Source organism: Kitasatospora sp. NPDC127060 (assembly GCF_042724935.1).
In the GTDB taxonomy this organism is placed as follows: Bacteria; Actinomycetota; Actinomycetes; order Streptomycetales; family Streptomycetaceae; genus Kitasatospora.
The window spans coordinates 26,597-42,526 of sequence record NZ_JBHXEG010000041.1; the positions used below are offsets into that span (position 1 = coordinate 26,597).

Sequence of the window (15,930 nt, forward strand, 5' to 3'; positions counted from 1 at the left end):
TGTGGCCGAGAAGGTCGACCACGAGGAGCGCCGGCGACAGATCGCCGAGGCCCTGCTGCGGATCGCGGACACCGAGGGCCTGCAGTCGGCCAGCATGCGGGCGGTCGCCACCGAGGCGGGCGTCTCACTGCGCCTCGTCCAGTACTACTTCACGACCAAGCAGGGCCTGCTGCTGGACGCCCTCGCCCGGCTCGGCACCCAGCTCCAGGCCCGGATGCAGCGGTGGATCGGCGAGGCCCGCGCCCCCCGGGAGGTGGTCACGGCGATCCTGTCCTGCATCCTGCCGACGGACCCGGAGAGCCGCCGGATCACCCGCACGTACGCGGCGTACTACACCCTGGTGCTCAGCGACCCCGAGGTGCTGGAGCAGCAGGCCGCCCAGCCGCCCGTCGTCCTGGAGGGCTTCCTGGTCAAGCAGCTCCGTGCGGCCCAGCAGGCGGGCGGGATCGCGCCGGAGCGGGACGTCGAGATGGCCGCCGCCGGGCTGCTGGCTATGGTCAACGGGCTCGGCTCCAGCGTCCTCGGCGGCCAGCGCACCGGAGAACAGGCGCTGGCCGTCCTCCGCCACCACCTGGACGAGCTGTTCACGGCTCCGCCCCACGCCTGAAAAAACTCTTCAGATCCGCGGCAACCTTCCCGGGGGGCGGTGGCAACTGGGGGGTGTCCGGACAGGCGGTCCGGTCGGAGACAGCGCCTGAAAGAGAGCATCCACATGTTCCCTCGTTCTTCCACGTCGCCGGAGGCGGCGCCCGGCGCCCGGCGGCAGACGCATCGCCGTCGTCGCCTGTACCAGCGCCGGAGCCTCTGGGCGGCCGTCGGCCTGGCGATCGTGGGCGGCTCCGTGGCCGTGGTCAACACGGCCTCCGCGGGGACGGTGGACACCAACGCCTGGTACGTCCTGGTCAACCGCAGCACCGGCGAGGCGTTGGACGCCTACGGCTTCTCAACCGCCGACGGTGCTCCGATGGTGCAGTGGTCCCGTAGCGACGGGGCCAATCAGCAGTGGAAGTTCGTCGACTCGGGTGACGGGAACTACCGGCTGCAGAACCGGAACTCCGGCAAGGTGCTGGACGACTACAACTGGTCGAAGAGCGAAGGCGCCGAGCTGGTGCAGTGGCACGACCTCAACGGTGCCAACCAGCAGTTCCACCTGGAGAACTCCTCGGACGGCTACGTGCGTCTGATCAACCGGTTCAACGGCAAGGCCGTCGAGGTCCCGGGCGGCTACAAGGGCGACGGCAACCACCTCGCCCAGTTCCACGACTGGAACGGGCCCCAGCAGCAGTGGAAGCTCGTGCCGGTGAGTGCCGCCGGCGCCTCCGGCGGTAGTGCCGCGCCCACCCCGCAGGGCGGGGGTGCCCCGGCGGGCGGCTCCGGCAGCAGCGCCACGCCCGCCAAGCCCGCCCCGCAGGGCGGCGGCGCTCCGACCAGCCAGGCCCCGGGCGGCACCCGCCCGACGTCGGCGCCGCCGGCGTCCCCCGCCGCTCCGGCTCCCGGTGGCGGCAACTCGGCGAAGAGCATCATGGGCAGCAGCACGGTGCTCATCGGCGGCTCGATGGAGGACTCGTCGGCGAACGCCGCGCCGTTCGACGTGCGGTACAACTACGTGCACAGCCAGCCCGCGCCCTCGTCGGACTACTACACGGCGGCCCGCTGCCAGGACGCGTGGTCGGGCTGGTGGGGCTGCTGGACCGGCAGCACCACGGCGCCCGGCACGTACGTGACCTACCGGGACGCCGTCGCGGCCAAGGCCACCTACCAGGGCAAGCCGCGCCCGCAGAAGCAGCTCTGGACCTGGTACTCGCTGCGCGACCTCGGCGACGCGGCGGGCCAGGGCGACGGTCCGGGCGAGGTCCAGGCCATCAACCGGGCCGACCTGCTCACCCGGTACCTGAACGACTACCGCTTCTTCCTCCAGAAGATCGGCAACTCGCAGGACATGATCGACATCGAGCCCGACTTCTGGGGCTACGTCCGCTCGCTCGGCAATCCGCACCAGGTCGCCGCGCAGGTCACGGCCGCGAACCCGACGGACTGCGGATCGCAGGAGAACAGCGCCACCGGCCTGGCCCAGTGCATGATCGCGATGGCGCACAAGTACGCGCCGAAGACCGGAGTGGGACTGCACCTGTCCTGCTTCGACTGGCAGCAGAACACCCCGCAGTGCGCCAAGGACTACGCGGACCTCGGGGCGAAGAACGCCGACTTCCTGGTCACCGACGTGACGGACCGCGACGCGGGCTGGTACGCGCTGCCCGCCCACGGCAGCAAGGACACCTACTGGAACGACCAGAAGGGCTTCGCCGCGCTCGGCTTCTACAAGACGATGGCCGAGTCGGTGGGCAAGCCGGTGGTCCTGTGGCAGGTCCCCGTGGGCAACATGGCGCAGAACAACACCCCCGGCCACTACAAGGACGACAAGGTCGACTGGTTCTTCTCGCACCTGGACCAGGTGGCGAGCGCACACGTCGGCGCCCTCCTGTTCGGCGCCGGCTGGCAGGAGCAGACCACGCCCGAGACCGACGGCGGCAACCTGATCAACAAGACGATCGCGTACCGCGACTCGGGCGGCACGCCGCTCAAGTAGCCGCCCGGCCGGAGAAGCGCATCGACCAGCCGGGGCCCCGACGGCCGCTTCTGACCGTCGCGGCCCCGGGCGGTCCGGTGGAGATCATCCTCTGGTCGCACGCCCCGGCCGCCGGGCGGCCCAGACGGGTCCTAGCGGGCCAGGCTCCGGTACAGCCCGTTCGCCCACTGCTCGGTGAACCCGCAGAGCTGGCTGGAGTCGGAGCCCTTGGGGGACTGCATCACGGCCGAGGCGTAGCCGCCGTTGTCCGTGGGCCACTCGACGCGGCAGTAGACGACGCCGTTGTTGCTGGGCTTGGCGTCGACGTACTCCTGCCCGGTCACGGCGTCCGCGATCGGCACCGGTTGCGCGCCCGGTTGGACGCTGTACGGGCCCCGGTACGTCTGCGCGCTGGCGAAGTTGTACGGGAGCTGGGCGTTGGCGTCGGTCCACCAGTCGCACCGGCGGCGTTCGGGCCTGATGTCCTCGGCACCGTGATGGGTGAGCCGGAGCTTGGCGGCGACGTCGGAGGGGACGTTGCAGGGGGTCGGGAGGTCCGGCAGGCCGGTCGGCGAGCTCTGCGAGGGGCTGCCTGACGGCGGCGCGGAGAGGGCGACTCCCGCCCCGGTCGCGGGCTGCTCGGTCTTGCCGTCCTCGGGCCGCGAGGCCACCAACAGGGCGATCGCTCCGGCGATCACGGCGACCACGACGACCACGAGCGTGATCGCCAGGTAGGGCGGCGACGCCGAGGCCGCCGATGGTGACGTCGCCTCAAGGTCCTCTTTCCAGCCGCCGACGGGCGTCGTCGCCTCAAGGTCCTGTTCCCCGTCGTCGACGGGCGTGGCCTCAAGGTCGTGTTCCCCGTCGTCGACGGGCGTGGCCGGGGCCGGGGCCGGGGCCGGGAGCGGGGCCGGGAGCGGGTGGTCGAGGGCGGTGGGCCGGTCCGGGACGGACTCGTCGAGCATCGCCAACGCCTGCGCGGTGCCGGGCCGTTGGTCCGGCTCCTTGGCCAGCAGGGCGAGGATCAGCGGGGCCAGCCGGCCGGCCTTGCGGGGCGGCGCGGGCGGGTCGAACAGGACGGCGGTGAGCGAGGCCGTCGCCGACTCCCGGCGGAACGGCGAGACGCCCTCGACCGCCTGGTACAGGGTGACGCCGAGCGAGAACAGGTCGGAGGCGGCCTGCCCGTCCACGCCGCGTGCCCGCTCGGGGGCGATGTACTCGATCGAGCCGACGAACGCCCCGGTCGCGGTGAGCGTCGAGTCGGCCTCGTGGACGGCGATCCCGAAGTCGGCGAGCAGGACGTCGCCGTCGTCGGCCAGCATGACGTTGGCTGGCTTGACGTCCCGGTGCACCACCCCGGCCGCGTGGGCGGCGGCGAGCGCCGTCAGCAGGGCGCGGGCGACCACGGCCGCCCGCTCGACCGGCAGCGGCCCGTCCGCGGCCAGCCGGTCGCCGAGCGAGCCGCCCGACACCAGCTGCATCACCATCCACGGCATGCCGTCCTCGACCAGTACGTCGTGGACGGCCACCACGTGCGGCCGGTCGCGCAGCCGGGCGGCGTTGCGCGCCTCGCGTTCGGCCCGGGCCAGTCGTTCGGCCCGCTCGCCGTCGGAGGTCGAGGGCGGCAGCCAGAGCTGCTTGACGGCCACGTCGATGCCCAGGGTCTCGTCGTGGGCCCGCCAGACCCGGCCGAAGCCGCCGGCGCCCAACTGTCGTACGAGCCGGTAGCGCCCGCCGACCAGCCGACCCGGCATCGCTTCTTCGGTCACGGCCCCGCCCCGCTCTCGATCGCCCCCGGCGCCCCCGATGTCGCCGACGTCCCGGCACCCCTGAGGCCGCCGTGAGCCGACAGTACGGGCACGGCTTCCGGTGGATCAACCGCGGCGGGCAGCGCCTCCGTCATCCGGGCCTGCCGGCGCCCCTCCCGTTGCGGGGGTTAACACCCCTACGGCGAGGGGTGCTTGCCCCGTTCTGCCGGCCGGCCCGGCGCACCAGACTCGGGGCATGCCCACACAGCCCGTGACGATGACCGAGGCCGCGCCCGCCCCCACGCCGCCCGCCCCGCAACCGGAGTGCGGCGGCAGCGACTTCGCCCAGCTGAGCCGCCGGATCGCCGCCGAGGGTCTGCTCGACCGCCGCCCCGGCTACTACGCCGTCCGCATCGCGCTGGTGCTCGCCGCGTTCCTCGACGGCTGGTGGGCCCTGTTCGAGATCGGCGACACCTGGTGGCAGCTCGCCCTGGCCGCCGTGATGTCCGTGGTCTTCGCGCAGGTCGCGCTGCTGTCGCACGACCTGGCGCACCGCCAGGTGTTCAGCCGACGGGCGCCCAGCGAGATCGGCGGGCGGATCGCCGCCAACCTGCTGATGGGCATGAGCTACGGCTGGTGGATGAACAAGCACACCCGCCACCACGCCAACCCCAACCACGAGGAACGCGACCCGGACGTCTCGCCCGACCTCGTCGTGTGGTCCCAGCGGCAGGCCCGGCAGGCGAGCGGCCTCGCCCGGTTCATCGGCCGCCGGCAGGCGTACCTGTTCTTCCCGCTGCTCCTGCTGGAGGGCCTCAACCTCAGCTTCAACAGCTTCCGCGCGCTGCGCGGCCCCGCGGTGAAGCGGCCGGTGCTGGAGGGCGTGCTGCTGGTCGTGCACTTCGCGGCCTACTTCGGCCTGGTCTTCGCCGCGCTACCGGTCGGCAAGGCGATCGCCTTCCTCGCCGTGCACCAGGCGCTGCTGGGCGTCTACCTGGGCTGCGTCTTCGCCCCGAACCACAAGGGCATGCTGATGGTGACCCCGGGGATGCGGCTCGACTTCCTGCGCCGCCAGGTGCTCACCTCGCGCAACGTCCGCGGCGGCCCGGTCATCGACGCGGTGATGGGCGGCCTCAACTACCAGGTGGAGCACCACCTGTTCCCCAGCATGCCGACCCCCGCGCTCGGCCGGGCCGCCCGGATCACCCGGGAGTTCTGCGCCGAGAAGGACATCCCGTACTACGAGGTCGGCCTGCTCCGCTCGTACCGGGAGATCCTCACCCACCTGCACCGGACGGGCGAGCCGATCCGCTCCGGGGGGTGAGGGGCCGCCGGGGCCGGTACGGCGGGATGCGCAGGAGGTCGGCGGGGCCGACTTCCTGCGCTGCGGCGCGGTCTACTCCTGGCCGCTCAGGCCGGCTGGGGCGTCGGGGCCGGGCGGAAGCTGGGGCGGCAGGCCGTCCTTGCCCGCCGTGAGGGTGTCCGGCATGGTGGCCGCGGTGCAGAAGCCGTACACGTACATGTTGAACGGCTGAGAGCTGTTGTTCCGCCCACCGGCGAGCCACCCCCTGGGGCCGTGGTCCCACCAAGGCGTGCTGATGGTCATGGTGAAGTCACCGGGGTGGCCGCCGCCCCCCTGGACACCGCCGCTGATGGCCATCTCACCGGCCGGACACTGCCGGCTTCGCACCGTGGCCTCCTGTCCCGGCTGGAGGGTGATGAAGTTCCCGACCGTGTGGAGCAGGAGCGGCTCGTCGGCGACCCGGGTGGGGCCCGCCTGGTCCGCGAAGGCGATTCCCGACCCGAAGGCGAGCGCGGCCACGACCGACACGACGATGACACGACTGCGTTTCACGAAGACCTCCCGTACGGCTGATGCGTCGCGAGGCTTTATCACCGCTCGGGAGACCTCTCACCGCCCCGTTCACCCGGAGACAGCAAGAGGCAACGATTCACCGACACCCGTTCGAGTGGTCGGACGGGCCGCGCACCACTCACCCCACGGGGCTGTCGGGGTCGTCCAGCCACACCGCCTGGCCATCCGGCGTGACGGTGAGCCCGAACCGGTCGAAGCCCGGGCGGCCGTGGGCGTCCCACCACTGCCAGGCGGCCTCCACCTCGCCCCAGAGGTGTCTGGGGCCGGACTGCACCACGGTGTAGGCGGTGCGGCCGGGCTCCCAGTCGACGGTGGCCCAGGAGGTGACGGCCGTGTCGTGCAGCCACAGGGTGTAGCTGCCGTCGGCGTACCGCTCGACCAGGGGGAAGGCGTCGGGCACTTGCACGCCGATCGCGAACATCACCAGCCAGTGGCCGAGTTGTTCGGGGGAGAGGGACGTCGAGGACTTCGCTCCGTCGGCCGGCCACGGGCCGGACAGGTACTCCGGGCTGCTCGGCCGGGCCGTGCGCTGGCGCCGCAGCCGCATGAAGGCGGACGACCCGACGAACCGGCCGCTCGCCGTGCCGTCACCGCCGACGGTGAGCCGGGCGATCGCCTCCCCGCCGTACTCGGGCGCCCACGGCGCGACGATCACGGCACCCGGCCGGGACTGCTCCACCCAGGCGTACGGCAGCCGGCGGACGGAGCAGGTGGCGATCACCCGGTCGAACTTCGCGCCGGTGCGGTGGCCGTCGGACCCGTCGCCGACGACGCAGGTGGGGGTGAACCCGGCGCGGGTGAGCCGGAGTCGGGCGTCGGCCGAGACCTCCTGGTCGATGTCGACGGTGACGACGTGGTCGGAGCCGAGCCGGTGGGAGAGCAGGGCCGCGTTCCAGCCGGTGCCGGTGCCGACCTCCAGCGCCCGGTGGCCGTGGTCGAGGGAGAGGGCGGAGAGCATCGAGAACACCATGGTCGGCATGGAGTTGGACGACGTGGGGATCGAGCCGCGCGTGAATCCGCTGTGCTCCCCGTCGTCCCACTGAGTGGTGAGCGGCACGTCGGAGTACACGGCGCGCCACCAGGCGCCCGGGTCTACGTGCCGGTTCACGGCCTCGCCCTGGCGGACGCCGTCTCCCTGTCCGGGCCAGATCACCGCAGGCACGAACCAGTGACGCGGCACGGCGTGGTAGGACGCCAGCCAGTCGGAGGTGAGGGACCCGTTCGCGATGAGCGCGGAGGCCAGCCGGGCCCGACCGGCCTCCGCTTCGTGCTTCTCGCTCACGCGTCAGCGGCCCGACGCCGGGCCGCTGCCGTCCGAGGTGTTGCCGCCCTCGTCGCTGCCGCCGCCACCGTGCTTGTTGCCGCTGCTGGAGTCGTCCTGCTGGCCACCACCCTGGCCGGAGCCGGACCCGCCGCCGTGCTTGCCGTCGTTGGACATGGGCATGTGCGTCCCCTTTGCTCTAGCAATGCCTGATGCATCGTCAGGAGAAACGGTAGGTGCACGGCGGGCTCGGATGGGTGGCTGATTCTCGAATATTCCGGCACCCGGCAGGCGAGGTTCTCGGTGATTCCTCAGACGGTCCCGAGCGCCCTGCGGCAGCGCGTGATGACCTTGCGGGCGTCCGCGCCGTAGACGGCCGCGCTTTCCAGGGTGTCCCAGACGCGCAGGTACAGTGCCACGTTCTCGGGCTGGTCGAGCCAGAGTTCGGCGTGCCAGTCCTCGACGATGACGAGTCGTTCGTCGAAGATCCAGAAGCCGTTCGCGGGCGGCAGCGACACCGAGGCTTCGAACGGCACTATGCCGAGTGAGACGGTGTCCAGACCGATCACGCCGCTGAGCCGGTCGAGTTGTGCCGCCATGACGGTTGGCGGGCAGATCATCGCGCGAAGCGCGGCTTCGGCCATGACGACATGGAATTCCTTGCCCGGCTGGTAGAGGATCTCCTGTCGATGAATGCGCGCCCGTACGGCGTCCTCGACGTCCCGCGGCGATCGGTGGAGATCGACGTACGCGTTGAAGATGTGCCGGGCGTAGTCGGCCGTCTGGAGCATGCCGACGACCATCGCGTTCTCCCAGGCTCGCATGACAGTTGAACGGTCGTGCTCGGTAGTCAGGGTGTCCTGCACCGGCCTGTGCCCGGCGGCCAGCTGCCGCCGCCAGGAGCGGGTTCCCGATTCGAAGGCCCGCAACCTGGCCGACAACTCGGCGGCTGTGCCGGGCTGGCCGACACCTTCGGCCCAGGCCGCGAGGTCGTCGTGGGTGGCCGTCTGCCGGCCGGTCTCCAGCTTGCGGACCTTGGACTGGGTCCAGCCCAGGCGGTCGGCCAGTTCCCGGCCAGTGAAACCGCCCTCGGCGCGCAGCTCACGGAGGCGCTGACCGAGGGCGATTCTGGCGTGGCGGAAGTCGGTGCTCACACAGCGGACGGTACCCCAGCAGCGAACTCGCGGTGCGGGACGGCGAAGTGCCAGGCTGCGTCCCGCTCCTGGCAGGCCCGGGCGACCCGGACCGGGTCGGTGATCAGCTCGACGTGGGTCACCTCGTCGTCTGCGTCGAAGTGCAGCAGTGCGATGACACGCGAGTCGAACAGCCAGGCGTCCTCCGCCGGGAGATCCAGCCGCTCGGCGTCGGCGCGCCAGAGGTAGCGGATGTCCTCGCCGACCTTGCCGTTCCGTTCGGAGTTGTTGAGCAGATAGCGCTGTCCCAGCGTGGGCGGGTTGTCCATGATCCGCACGCGCTCGAACCGCTTGCCCAGGGCCGACTGCTCGCGACGAGAGCGGCACCAGGGACCGTCCAGGTCCCATTCGGGAGTATGGCCGGCGGCGAACTGGCGGTACGTTTCCGACCGCTCGTCAGAGCGGTAGCGCCGGCGAGTCTCCAGCCGGTAGGTCGTGTGCTGGAAGGTCGTGAAGAGGTTCTCGAACTCGTCGAGGCTGATCAGCTGGGGTTCGCGCTCCACATCGCGCGGCGCGAAGCGGGCGGGCTGGGCGGGCTGTCGGATTTCTGGCTGTTCGACTCCCGCACGGTCGCCCGCTTTCACTTCGAGGGGGATCGGACCGTCGGTATGGAGCTGGTGACCGACCCGGTCGAGGTTCTTCGGGCCTGCCAGGTCCGTGACGCCGCTTGGCACTACGCGACCCGTCACGCGGACTTCCGGGCTCAGCTGCCGGAGGTCGGGGGAGGCAGCTGATTCCGGTCGCTTCGGTCGCCACGTCCGGGCATGACCGCCGCCACGATTCCCGGTCGGCCGGGGCGAATCGCCTGCCCCTGCTGCCAGGCGATGGTCGGGAATCCGGGCGAGGCCCGGACCATCCCCCGTCCGTGGTCAGTCGCCGAGGATCCGTTCCCACAGCAGCCCGTCCCGCCAGCTGCCGTCGAGGAGGATCGAGGAGTGCGCGACGCCGTACGGGCTGAACCCGTTGCGGCGCAGCACCCGTTGGGAGGGCAGGTTCTCCAGTTGGGTGGACGCTTCGGCGCGGTGCAGCCCGAGTTCGTCCGTCATCACCCGGAGTGCGAGTCCGACGGCGCGCCCGGCGTGCCCCTGGTTCTGGGCGACGCCGGCGATCCAGTAGCCGAGGGAGCCGCGGCGCAGGTGTGGTTGCGGCAGGATGCCTCCGATGGTGATCTGCCCGATCACCTGGTCGTCGGCGAGCACCACGCCGGGCCAGACCGAGCCGGCCCGGTGGCCGGCCAGCAGCCGGTCGATCCGCTCCGCCTGGCCCTCGGGGGTGAAGAAGTCGGCGGGCTGGGCCGGCTCCCACGGCCGGAAGGCCTCGAAGTCCCGCACCCGGTGCGCCGCTATCGGGGCGGCGTCGGTGGGCTCGATCAGGCGGATCCTGGTGCTGCTGGGCATGGGCCGAACCTCGTCGCGGTGCGTCGGATGGGACGGCCAGCCTATGCAGATGTGGCCTCACCGAGTCGCCGCCGCCGTGGAACTGCGGGGACCTCAACACCTTCCTCACCGCCCTGCTCGGCGGCCGCCTGCTGCCTCCCGCGCAGCTGGATGAGATGCTCACCGTGATCCCCGTCCCGGACGGCGCCTGGCTGGACGGCCACAGCTACGGCCTGGGCCTGTCCTCCTTCGAACTGCGCTGCGGCACCACCGTGTTCGGCCATGGCGGTGTGATCACCGGCAACTGGTCCTACCTCTACGGCACCCGCGACGGCAGCCGGGCGGTCGCCACGAACGTCAACGGCGACCGGAACCGCCCGCCGATCGACCTCTTCCCCGAGCTCCTCGACACCGCCCTGCGCCCCGCCGCCTGACGGCACCGGCACTCCCGACGGTGGTCAGAGGATGTCGGCGATGGCGACGGTGGTGGTGTGGTCGTCGGCCTCGGCGAGGAGGGTGCCGTCCGGGGCCCAGAGGGCGGCGGCGCCGCAGCCGGTCCACGGGCCGGAGGGGCCGACGTGGTTGGCGAGGACGACGTGCATGCCGGTGGCCTTGGCGATGCCCGGGTAGACGGTGGCGCGCTCGTGGATGCCGTTGCCGGTGCCGTAGAGGGAGCTGGCGAGGTGGACGTCGCAGCCGTCGGCGCCGCCCCGGCCGGTGAGGTCGGGGAAGTGGTTGTCGAAGCAGGTGGCGAGGGCGAAGCGGAGGCCGTTGAGCTCGAAGCGGCCGTCCTGGTCGCCCGCGGTGAAGACGTCCTGCTCGTGCTCGTAGAGGTGCTGCTTGAGGTACGTGGTGATCAGCTCGCCGTCGGGCCCGTAGACGTAGGTGCCGATGGCGGGCCGGGGCCCGTCGGTGGGGACGGCGCAGTTGAGGACGACGGCGATGCCGGTGGCCCGGAGGGGTGCCAGGCGGGGGTCGTCCGGGGTGACCCAGAGGCTGGGGTCGGCGGCCAGGGCTTCGAGTTCGTAGCCGGTCAACGCGAATTCGGGGAAGACGATCAATTCGGCACCCCGGGCGCGGGCTTGGCCGGTGAGTGCGACGAGTTGCCGGACGTTGGCGGGCAGGTCGGCGGGCACGCAGGAGAGCTGGGCGGCGGCGATCTTCATGGTCCCAGCATGGGGGGGAGGGGGGCGGAGCGGGAATTCGGCGCCGGCTGGCAAGAGCAGACCACGCCCGAGACCGACGGCGGCAACCCGATCGACAAGACGATCGCGTACCGCGACTCGGGCGGCACGCCCCTCAAGTAGCCGCCCGCAGCGGGAGCCGCACAACGAAGCGAAGCCCCAGGCCAGTGGCCTGGGGCTTCGCCCGTGGACGGAACGCGCCGTCGTGGTGCGCGTCGTGCGGCTAGATGCTCGATCCGCCGCCGGAGGTGTTGCTCCACCAGGCGCTGTAGGAGTTCAGCGAGTACCGCTTCTGCACGCCGCTGGTCGAGGTGATCTCGATGCCGAACTGCATCGTGTCGAAGGTGGTGTTGCGCAGGAGGTTCCGCGACGCGGCCCATCGCCAGACCGCCGAGGCGTCGATGGTGCCGGTGGTGCTCTGCTGGGCGGGGATGAGCTGCAGGACGTTCCACCCGGGATCGGCCTGCCAGACCGACGCGTACAGGATGCCGCCGATGGTCACGTTGGACGCGATCTGCTTGCCCCAGCCGCCGCCCGTGGACGGGTACCAGCTGGTGAAGACCATGACCTCGTCCTGGTTGCCGGTCGACCAGAAGTCGCTCGTCCAGTCCCACCAGTCACCGCCGGAGGCGGGAGCGGACGAGGTGTTGTACCAGAAGCCCGCGGAGTTCAGCTGGGACAGCGGCGTCTGGGGCCGGACCCCGGTGTTCGGATAGGACTTGACCCCGCCCCCGGACTGGCTGCCGTCGACGTACCAGGACTTGATGCTGTTGACGGTCTGGCACTGCCAACCGGCGTTCTGGCCCCAGATGTTGTTGTAGATCGTCCAGCTGCCCTGGGTGTACTGGCCACCCTTGTCGCAGGTGGAGGACACCTGGGCGTGGGCGGGGGACGCGAGGCTCAGGAACCCGGCGATCACGGCGCCGGTCAGGACCAGCCGGCCGAGCCTGCCCGGCTTGCTGGTGGTGGAGTTACGGGTGTGGCTGTGCCATCTCATGTGTCCCTCCAAGGACGGCTGTGGGGGTGGTTCCGGACCCTGGTGCGGTGGGGGGATCTGGCGTCAGCGAGGTGGCGCTCGCCAGCGGGGTCCGGGCTCACGCAGGCGCGAAGTGTCGAAGCGCTTGCGGCTGAGGACAGTAGTAATGGTGAGACCTGGCCACAGCAAGGCTCTGCCCAGGGGGACACAGGGCTTTCACCTGCAGACTGTCGAACCTCTTTCGAAGCACTGTCGAAGCACTTTCGAACGGCCCGGGAAGTCGACGGGATCGACTTCCCGGGCCGAGGGCTTGGGGTGGTCAGGCGTGGTGGTCGAACTCGCCGGCCTTGACGCCGTGGAGTAGGGCGGCGAGGGCGTCGGGGGTGGTGCGGAGGATGGTGTGGCCTTCGTCGGACTCGCGGAGTTCGATCAGCTGGCCCACGGTACGGACTTCGACGCAGGTGTCGTTTGCTCCGGAGTAGCTGGACTTCTGCCACTCGAACTTAGCCATGTTTGCTTTCCATCTCTGCCTTGACAGTCTGAATGAACGATCGAGACTCATCCTCCGACAGAGCTACGGACTCCATGCGGCCGAGGATCTCCCGGAACGCGGTCAGTTGGGCTGGAGCGTCATAGAGCTGGTTGCCGTGGCCTGTGTCCATCTGAACGGTGTCGAGTTCAGGCACTGCACCGTTGGCGTAGGTGAGGTTCTCGCTGGGGCCGGGCAACGTCTCGACATCGAACGGTACGACCCGGATTGAGATTCCCGGCGCGTGGGAGTCTTCGATGAGTGCGTCGAGCTGCTCGATGAGGACCTTCGGACCGCTGAACTGCATCCGCAGTGCTGCCTCGTGGATGAACCCTGTGTAGGGAACGTCTCCAGATCTGACGACCTGCTGCCGCTGCATGCGGAAGGTGGTTCTGAGATCGACTTCATGACGAGCCGGGGCGGGGAAAGCTCGGCTGAAGACCGCCGAGGCATAGGCGCTCGTCTGAAGTAGCCCGGGGACGAAGGTGATCGTAAAGGTGGCGAGTCTTTGTGCGTGCCCCTCAACTTCTGCCACATCGAGGAAGTCGTCTGAGAGGGTGCCGCGATACTTCTCCCACCACCCCTTGCCTCGCTCGCCAATGAGAGTGGCGAGTGCTTCGATGAGGGGTTCGTTGACACAGCTGCAGGCGGCGGCGATCACGCGCAGTCGGTCAGTGCTGATGCCGATCCTGCCCGACTCCATCTGCGTCACCTGGGCTGGGCTCATGCCGACCATCCGGCCGAGTTCAGTGCCGCCGAACCCGGCCTGCTCGCGCATTCTCCGAAGTTCGATGCCGAGTCGGCGCTGACGGAGCGTTGGGCTCGGGCGAGGTGGCATGACTTCCTTCCGGGTGCGGGTTGGCCCAGTCTGCCGCGCCAGCTGAGCATGGGGCCATCAGTTACCACCGTAGAGGGAACTTTCTACGAGAGTGGAAATTTGGATACCTCTGTGCGTTATGGTCAATGTCACCTCGATCCGACGGATCGTCAGTAATGCTTGCCAGCAAGCGCCGCAGAGCAGCCATGCCCATTTGCCTGGCCTGGCTCACGGCGACGGTTCCGCCGGTTCTCCACCCCACACACGCCCGGGAGAACTCCCATGCGTCACCGCAACACGCCCTCGCTCGCCCTCGGCCGCCAGTCCCTCCAGGACGCGATGCTCCGCCTCGGCTGGCCGCCCTCCGCCACCTTTGACGCCGAACTCGCCCTCGGCGAGCTGCTCGTGAACGCCTGGCGGCACGCCAACACCCCCGCCCCCGTCCTCCAGATCCTCGCGATCACCCCCGTCACCCTCCGCGTCTCCGTCTTCGACGAGAGCCCGCTGGTCCCCCGGTCCAGCGCCCCCTCCCTCCTCTCCGAGTCGGGCCGGGGTCTCCAGCTGGTCGAGGGCCTCACCAACCGCTGGGGCGTCGAGCCCCAGAAGCGCGGCAAGGCCGTCTGGTTCGAGCTGGACGCCGCCTGATGACGACCCACCGCCGCCCCATGCTGCCCACCGATCCCCGGATCCGGGCCTACACCGAGGACCACATCCTCACCCTGCTCGCCGAACTCCACGAGCGCGGCCGGAAGTTCGGCCTGATCTTCCCCTCGGCCTCCACCGACAAGACCCTCGACGGCCGCGTCCTGGTCCGCTTCAACACGGCCCCGGCCTCGACCTTGTTGAACCTCCTCACCCTCCTCCTCGACGCCGACCGCGACCGAGACCGCGAGCGCCCGTGCGATTCCTGATCGCCGTCGCCTTCGCGACGCTCCTCGCCCTGGCGATCGCCACGGTCGCCCTGGGGGTCGTCACCGCCCTCCGTGCGACCCCGCCCGACGAGGACGCCTGAGCGCGAACAGCCGAAGAGGGCCGCCACCGCCCCCCGGCGATCACGGCCCCCTGCTGTTCTGCCCGCCCTGCTCAGGCCTTCTTCTCGAATCCCGCCAGCAGCTCGCGCGGGTCGAAGGTCACCCGGATCCGCGCGATCCTCCCGTTCTCCACGTGCATCCAGTTCGCCGTCGGCGCCGGCGGCGCAACCGAAGTGCGCAGCTCGAACCACGTGATGACCTCATCACCCTCCGCCACCCGCACCTTCACGTCGATCTTCTCCAGCACCTGCCCGAGCCCCCGGAGTCCGCCCAGCGCCTGGTCGATCCCCGAGGCCGTGCCGAGAGGCCCGACGAAGTCGACGTCCTCGGCCAGCAGGCCCCGGATGGTGTCGAAGTCGCCCGCCTCCCAGGCGGTGAAGTAGGACTCGGCCAGCTCGCGTGCACTCTTCGTCGTCGTCATGGCTCCATCCTTCCGCCGCCCCATCCATCCGTCCAACAGATAGATCAGATGCCAGCTATCATCATCAGATATGGAGATGCACCAGCTGCGCTACTTCGCCGCCGTCGTCGACGAGGGCTCCTTCACGGCCGCCGCCGCCCGCCTGCACGTCAGCCAGTCCGGCGTCAGTACCCAAGTGGCCAAGCTTGAGCGTGAGTTGGGCCAACAGCTACTGGACCGCGCCGGCCGCCGCATCCAGCTCACCCCGGCCGGCGAGGCCATCCTGCCGCTCGCCAAGAACGCCCTCGCCACCCTCGACGCGATCCGGCACACGGCAGCCGAGTTCGCCGACGCCGTACGCGGCCGGGTCCGGCTCGGCATGATCATGGGCTGCTCGATCCCGCCCTTCCTGGACACCGTCGCCGACCTCGGCCGTACTCACCCCGGTATCGAACTGAGCCTGCACGAAGGGCACTCCGACCTGCTCCAGTCCCAAGTCCTGGCAGGCGCGCTCGACCTGGCCCTGATCGGCTACGCGGGCGAGGTGGCCCCCGGGCTGGAGGTCGGCGTGGTGGTGGACGACCCGATCGCCGCCGTCGTCCCCGCCGGGCACCCCCTCGACCGCACCGGCCTGAAACTCGCCGACCTGCGCGGCGAGAAGATCCTCTGCCTCTCCCCGGGCACCGGCCTGCGCGCCGCCTACGACCGCTCCTGCGCCCAACTCGGCCTGGAGCCGCGGGTGGACATCGAGGCCAGCTCCCCGACGGCCGTCCTCCGGCTGGCCGAGCGCGGCGCCGGGGTCGCCGTGCTCAGCCCCTCGGCCGTCGAGGGCGCCGGTCTGCGGGCCGTCCCGCTCACCGACGCCGCCACGAACGCCCGCCTCGGCCTGGTCGCCCGCCCCGACCAGCACTCCCCGGCCGTCCGCCTGCTCCGGGACAAGCTCACGGCGGCGATGCGGGCGAACTGAACTGCT

The 15,930-nt window shown here is 70.7% G+C and carries 21 protein-coding genes; 9 read left to right on the forward strand and 12 right to left on the reverse strand.

All coding sequences use genetic code 11. The annotated features are described in order from the left end of the window. The first annotated feature begins 1 nt into the window (after nt 1). Complete coding sequence (locus ACFWIS_RS22395; RefSeq protein ID WP_380460151.1) at nt 2–607, forward strand: TetR/AcrR family transcriptional regulator; 606 nt, start codon at nt 2–4, stop codon at nt 605–607. 105 nt (nt 608–712) lie between these two features. Beyond that, on the forward strand, nt 713–2,587 hold the full coding sequence (locus ACFWIS_RS22400; protein ID WP_380460153.1) for an RICIN domain-containing protein: 1,875 nt from the start codon (nt 713–715) through the stop codon (nt 2,585–2,587). A gap of 131 nt (nt 2,588–2,718) precedes the next feature. Here the strand turns inward: ACFWIS_RS22400 and ACFWIS_RS22405 are convergent, their stop codons facing one another. Next, the gene (locus ACFWIS_RS22405; RefSeq protein WP_380460155.1) at nt 2,719–4,335 is read right to left on the reverse strand and encodes a serine/threonine-protein kinase; all 1,617 of its coding nucleotides are present in this window, start codon (nt 4,333–4,335) and stop codon (nt 2,719–2,721) included. A gap of 235 nt (nt 4,336–4,570) precedes the next feature. On the opposite strand from ACFWIS_RS22405, the gene ACFWIS_RS22410 reads away from it, so the two are divergent. Then, the gene (locus tag ACFWIS_RS22410; RefSeq protein ID WP_380460157.1) at nt 4,571–5,638 is read left to right on the forward strand and encodes a fatty acid desaturase family protein; all 1,068 of its coding nucleotides are present in this window, start codon (nt 4,571–4,573) and stop codon (nt 5,636–5,638) included. Nucleotides 5,639–5,710: 72 nt separating this feature from the next. Here the strand turns inward: ACFWIS_RS22410 and ACFWIS_RS22415 are convergent, their stop codons facing one another. The 5 genes from ACFWIS_RS22415 to ACFWIS_RS22435 all read right to left on the reverse strand — a co-directional run bounded on the left by ACFWIS_RS22415 (nt 5,711) and on the right by ACFWIS_RS22435 (nt 9,147). Beyond that, nucleotides 5,711–6,169, reverse strand: a complete 459-nt coding sequence (locus tag ACFWIS_RS22415; protein ID WP_380460159.1) for a hypothetical protein — start codon at nt 6,167–6,169, stop codon at nt 5,711–5,713. Nucleotides 6,170–6,308: 139 nt separating this feature from the next. Then, the gene (locus tag ACFWIS_RS22420) at nt 6,309–7,472 is read right to left on the reverse strand and encodes a methyltransferase domain-containing protein (protein ID WP_380460161.1); all 1,164 of its coding nucleotides are present in this window, start codon (nt 7,470–7,472) and stop codon (nt 6,309–6,311) included. A 3-nt stretch (nt 7,473–7,475) separates the two neighbouring features. Next, nucleotides 7,476–7,634 carry a hypothetical protein gene (locus tag ACFWIS_RS22425; RefSeq protein WP_380460163.1) on the reverse strand — a complete coding sequence of 53 codons (159 nt, stop codon included), beginning with the start codon at nt 7,632–7,634 and terminating at the stop codon, nt 7,476–7,478. 128 nt (nt 7,635–7,762) lie between these two features. Then, nucleotides 7,763–8,605: a helix-turn-helix domain-containing protein gene (locus ACFWIS_RS22430; protein ID WP_380460165.1), complete on the reverse strand. Its 843-nt coding sequence runs from the start codon at nt 8,603–8,605 to the stop codon at nt 7,763–7,765. Next, nucleotides 8,602–9,147 (reverse strand): DUF6879 family protein, encoded by a 546-nt coding sequence (locus ACFWIS_RS22435; RefSeq protein ID WP_380460167.1) that lies wholly within the window; start codon nt 9,145–9,147, stop codon nt 8,602–8,604. Before ACFWIS_RS22435 ends, ACFWIS_RS22430 begins: the two co-directional genes overlap by 4 nt. Here ACFWIS_RS22435 and ACFWIS_RS22440 point away from each other — a divergent pair. Then, the gene (locus ACFWIS_RS22440) at nt 9,082–9,378 is read left to right on the forward strand and encodes a DUF6879 family protein (RefSeq protein ID WP_380460168.1); all 297 of its coding nucleotides are present in this window, start codon (nt 9,082–9,084) and stop codon (nt 9,376–9,378) included. The two genes, ACFWIS_RS22435 and ACFWIS_RS22440, sit on opposite strands and share 66 nt — an antisense overlap. A gap of 135 nt (nt 9,379–9,513) precedes the next feature. Here the strand turns inward: ACFWIS_RS22440 and ACFWIS_RS22445 are convergent, their stop codons facing one another. After that, the gene (locus ACFWIS_RS22445; RefSeq protein WP_380460170.1) at nt 9,514–10,041 is read right to left on the reverse strand and encodes a GNAT family N-acetyltransferase; all 528 of its coding nucleotides are present in this window, start codon (nt 10,039–10,041) and stop codon (nt 9,514–9,516) included. A 155-nt stretch (nt 10,042–10,196) separates the two neighbouring features. On the opposite strand from ACFWIS_RS22445, the gene ACFWIS_RS22450 reads away from it, so the two are divergent. Next, nucleotides 10,197–10,454 carry a hypothetical protein gene (locus ACFWIS_RS22450; protein ID WP_380460172.1) on the forward strand — a complete coding sequence of 86 codons (258 nt, stop codon included), beginning with the start codon at nt 10,197–10,199 and terminating at the stop codon, nt 10,452–10,454. A gap of 24 nt (nt 10,455–10,478) precedes the next feature. Here the strand turns inward: ACFWIS_RS22450 and ACFWIS_RS22455 are convergent, their stop codons facing one another. After that, nucleotides 10,479–11,186 carry a carbon-nitrogen hydrolase family protein gene (locus ACFWIS_RS22455; RefSeq protein WP_380460174.1) on the reverse strand — a complete coding sequence of 236 codons (708 nt, stop codon included), beginning with the start codon at nt 11,184–11,186 and terminating at the stop codon, nt 10,479–10,481. Nucleotides 11,187–11,195: 9 nt separating this feature from the next. On the opposite strand from ACFWIS_RS22455, the gene ACFWIS_RS22460 reads away from it, so the two are divergent. Beyond that, nucleotides 11,196–11,327, forward strand: coding sequence for a hypothetical protein (locus ACFWIS_RS22460; protein WP_380460176.1), 132 nt, complete (start codon nt 11,196–11,198; stop codon nt 11,325–11,327). A 100-nt stretch (nt 11,328–11,427) separates the two neighbouring features. Here the strand turns inward: ACFWIS_RS22460 and ACFWIS_RS22465 are convergent, their stop codons facing one another. From ACFWIS_RS22465 to ACFWIS_RS22475, 3 genes are all read right to left on the reverse strand, one after another. Beyond that, nucleotides 11,428–12,201, reverse strand: a complete 774-nt coding sequence (locus ACFWIS_RS22465) for a hypothetical protein (protein ID WP_380460178.1) — start codon at nt 12,199–12,201, stop codon at nt 11,428–11,430. A 298-nt stretch (nt 12,202–12,499) separates the two neighbouring features. Next, complete coding sequence (locus tag ACFWIS_RS22470; RefSeq protein WP_380460180.1) at nt 12,500–12,691, reverse strand: DUF397 domain-containing protein; 192 nt, start codon at nt 12,689–12,691, stop codon at nt 12,500–12,502. Next, entirely contained in the window at nt 12,684–13,547 is an 864-nt protein-coding gene (locus tag ACFWIS_RS22475; protein ID WP_380460182.1) for a helix-turn-helix domain-containing protein, read from the reverse strand. Before ACFWIS_RS22475 ends, ACFWIS_RS22470 begins: the two co-directional genes overlap by 8 nt. A 261-nt stretch (nt 13,548–13,808) precedes the next feature. Here ACFWIS_RS22475 and ACFWIS_RS22480 point away from each other — a divergent pair, with 261 nt between their 5' ends. Then, a complete protein-coding gene (locus ACFWIS_RS22480; RefSeq protein WP_380460184.1) occupies nt 13,809–14,171 on the forward strand; it encodes an ATP-binding protein in 363 nt (120 codons plus the stop codon). Then, complete coding sequence (locus tag ACFWIS_RS22485; RefSeq protein WP_380460186.1) at nt 14,171–14,437, forward strand: hypothetical protein; 267 nt, start codon at nt 14,171–14,173, stop codon at nt 14,435–14,437. The genes ACFWIS_RS22480 and ACFWIS_RS22485 overlap by 1 nt, the downstream gene beginning before the upstream one ends. A gap of 172 nt (nt 14,438–14,609) precedes the next feature. On the opposite strand, the gene ACFWIS_RS22490 is transcribed toward ACFWIS_RS22485, so the two are convergent. Further along, the gene (locus ACFWIS_RS22490) at nt 14,610–14,978 is read right to left on the reverse strand and encodes a nuclear transport factor 2 family protein (protein WP_380460188.1); all 369 of its coding nucleotides are present in this window, start codon (nt 14,976–14,978) and stop codon (nt 14,610–14,612) included. 70 nt (nt 14,979–15,048) lie between these two features. On the opposite strand from ACFWIS_RS22490, the gene ACFWIS_RS22495 reads away from it, so the two are divergent. After that, entirely contained in the window at nt 15,049–15,924 is an 876-nt protein-coding gene (locus tag ACFWIS_RS22495) for a LysR family transcriptional regulator (RefSeq protein ID WP_380460190.1), read from the forward strand. The last annotated feature ends 6 nt before the right edge of the window (nt 15,925–15,930 follow it).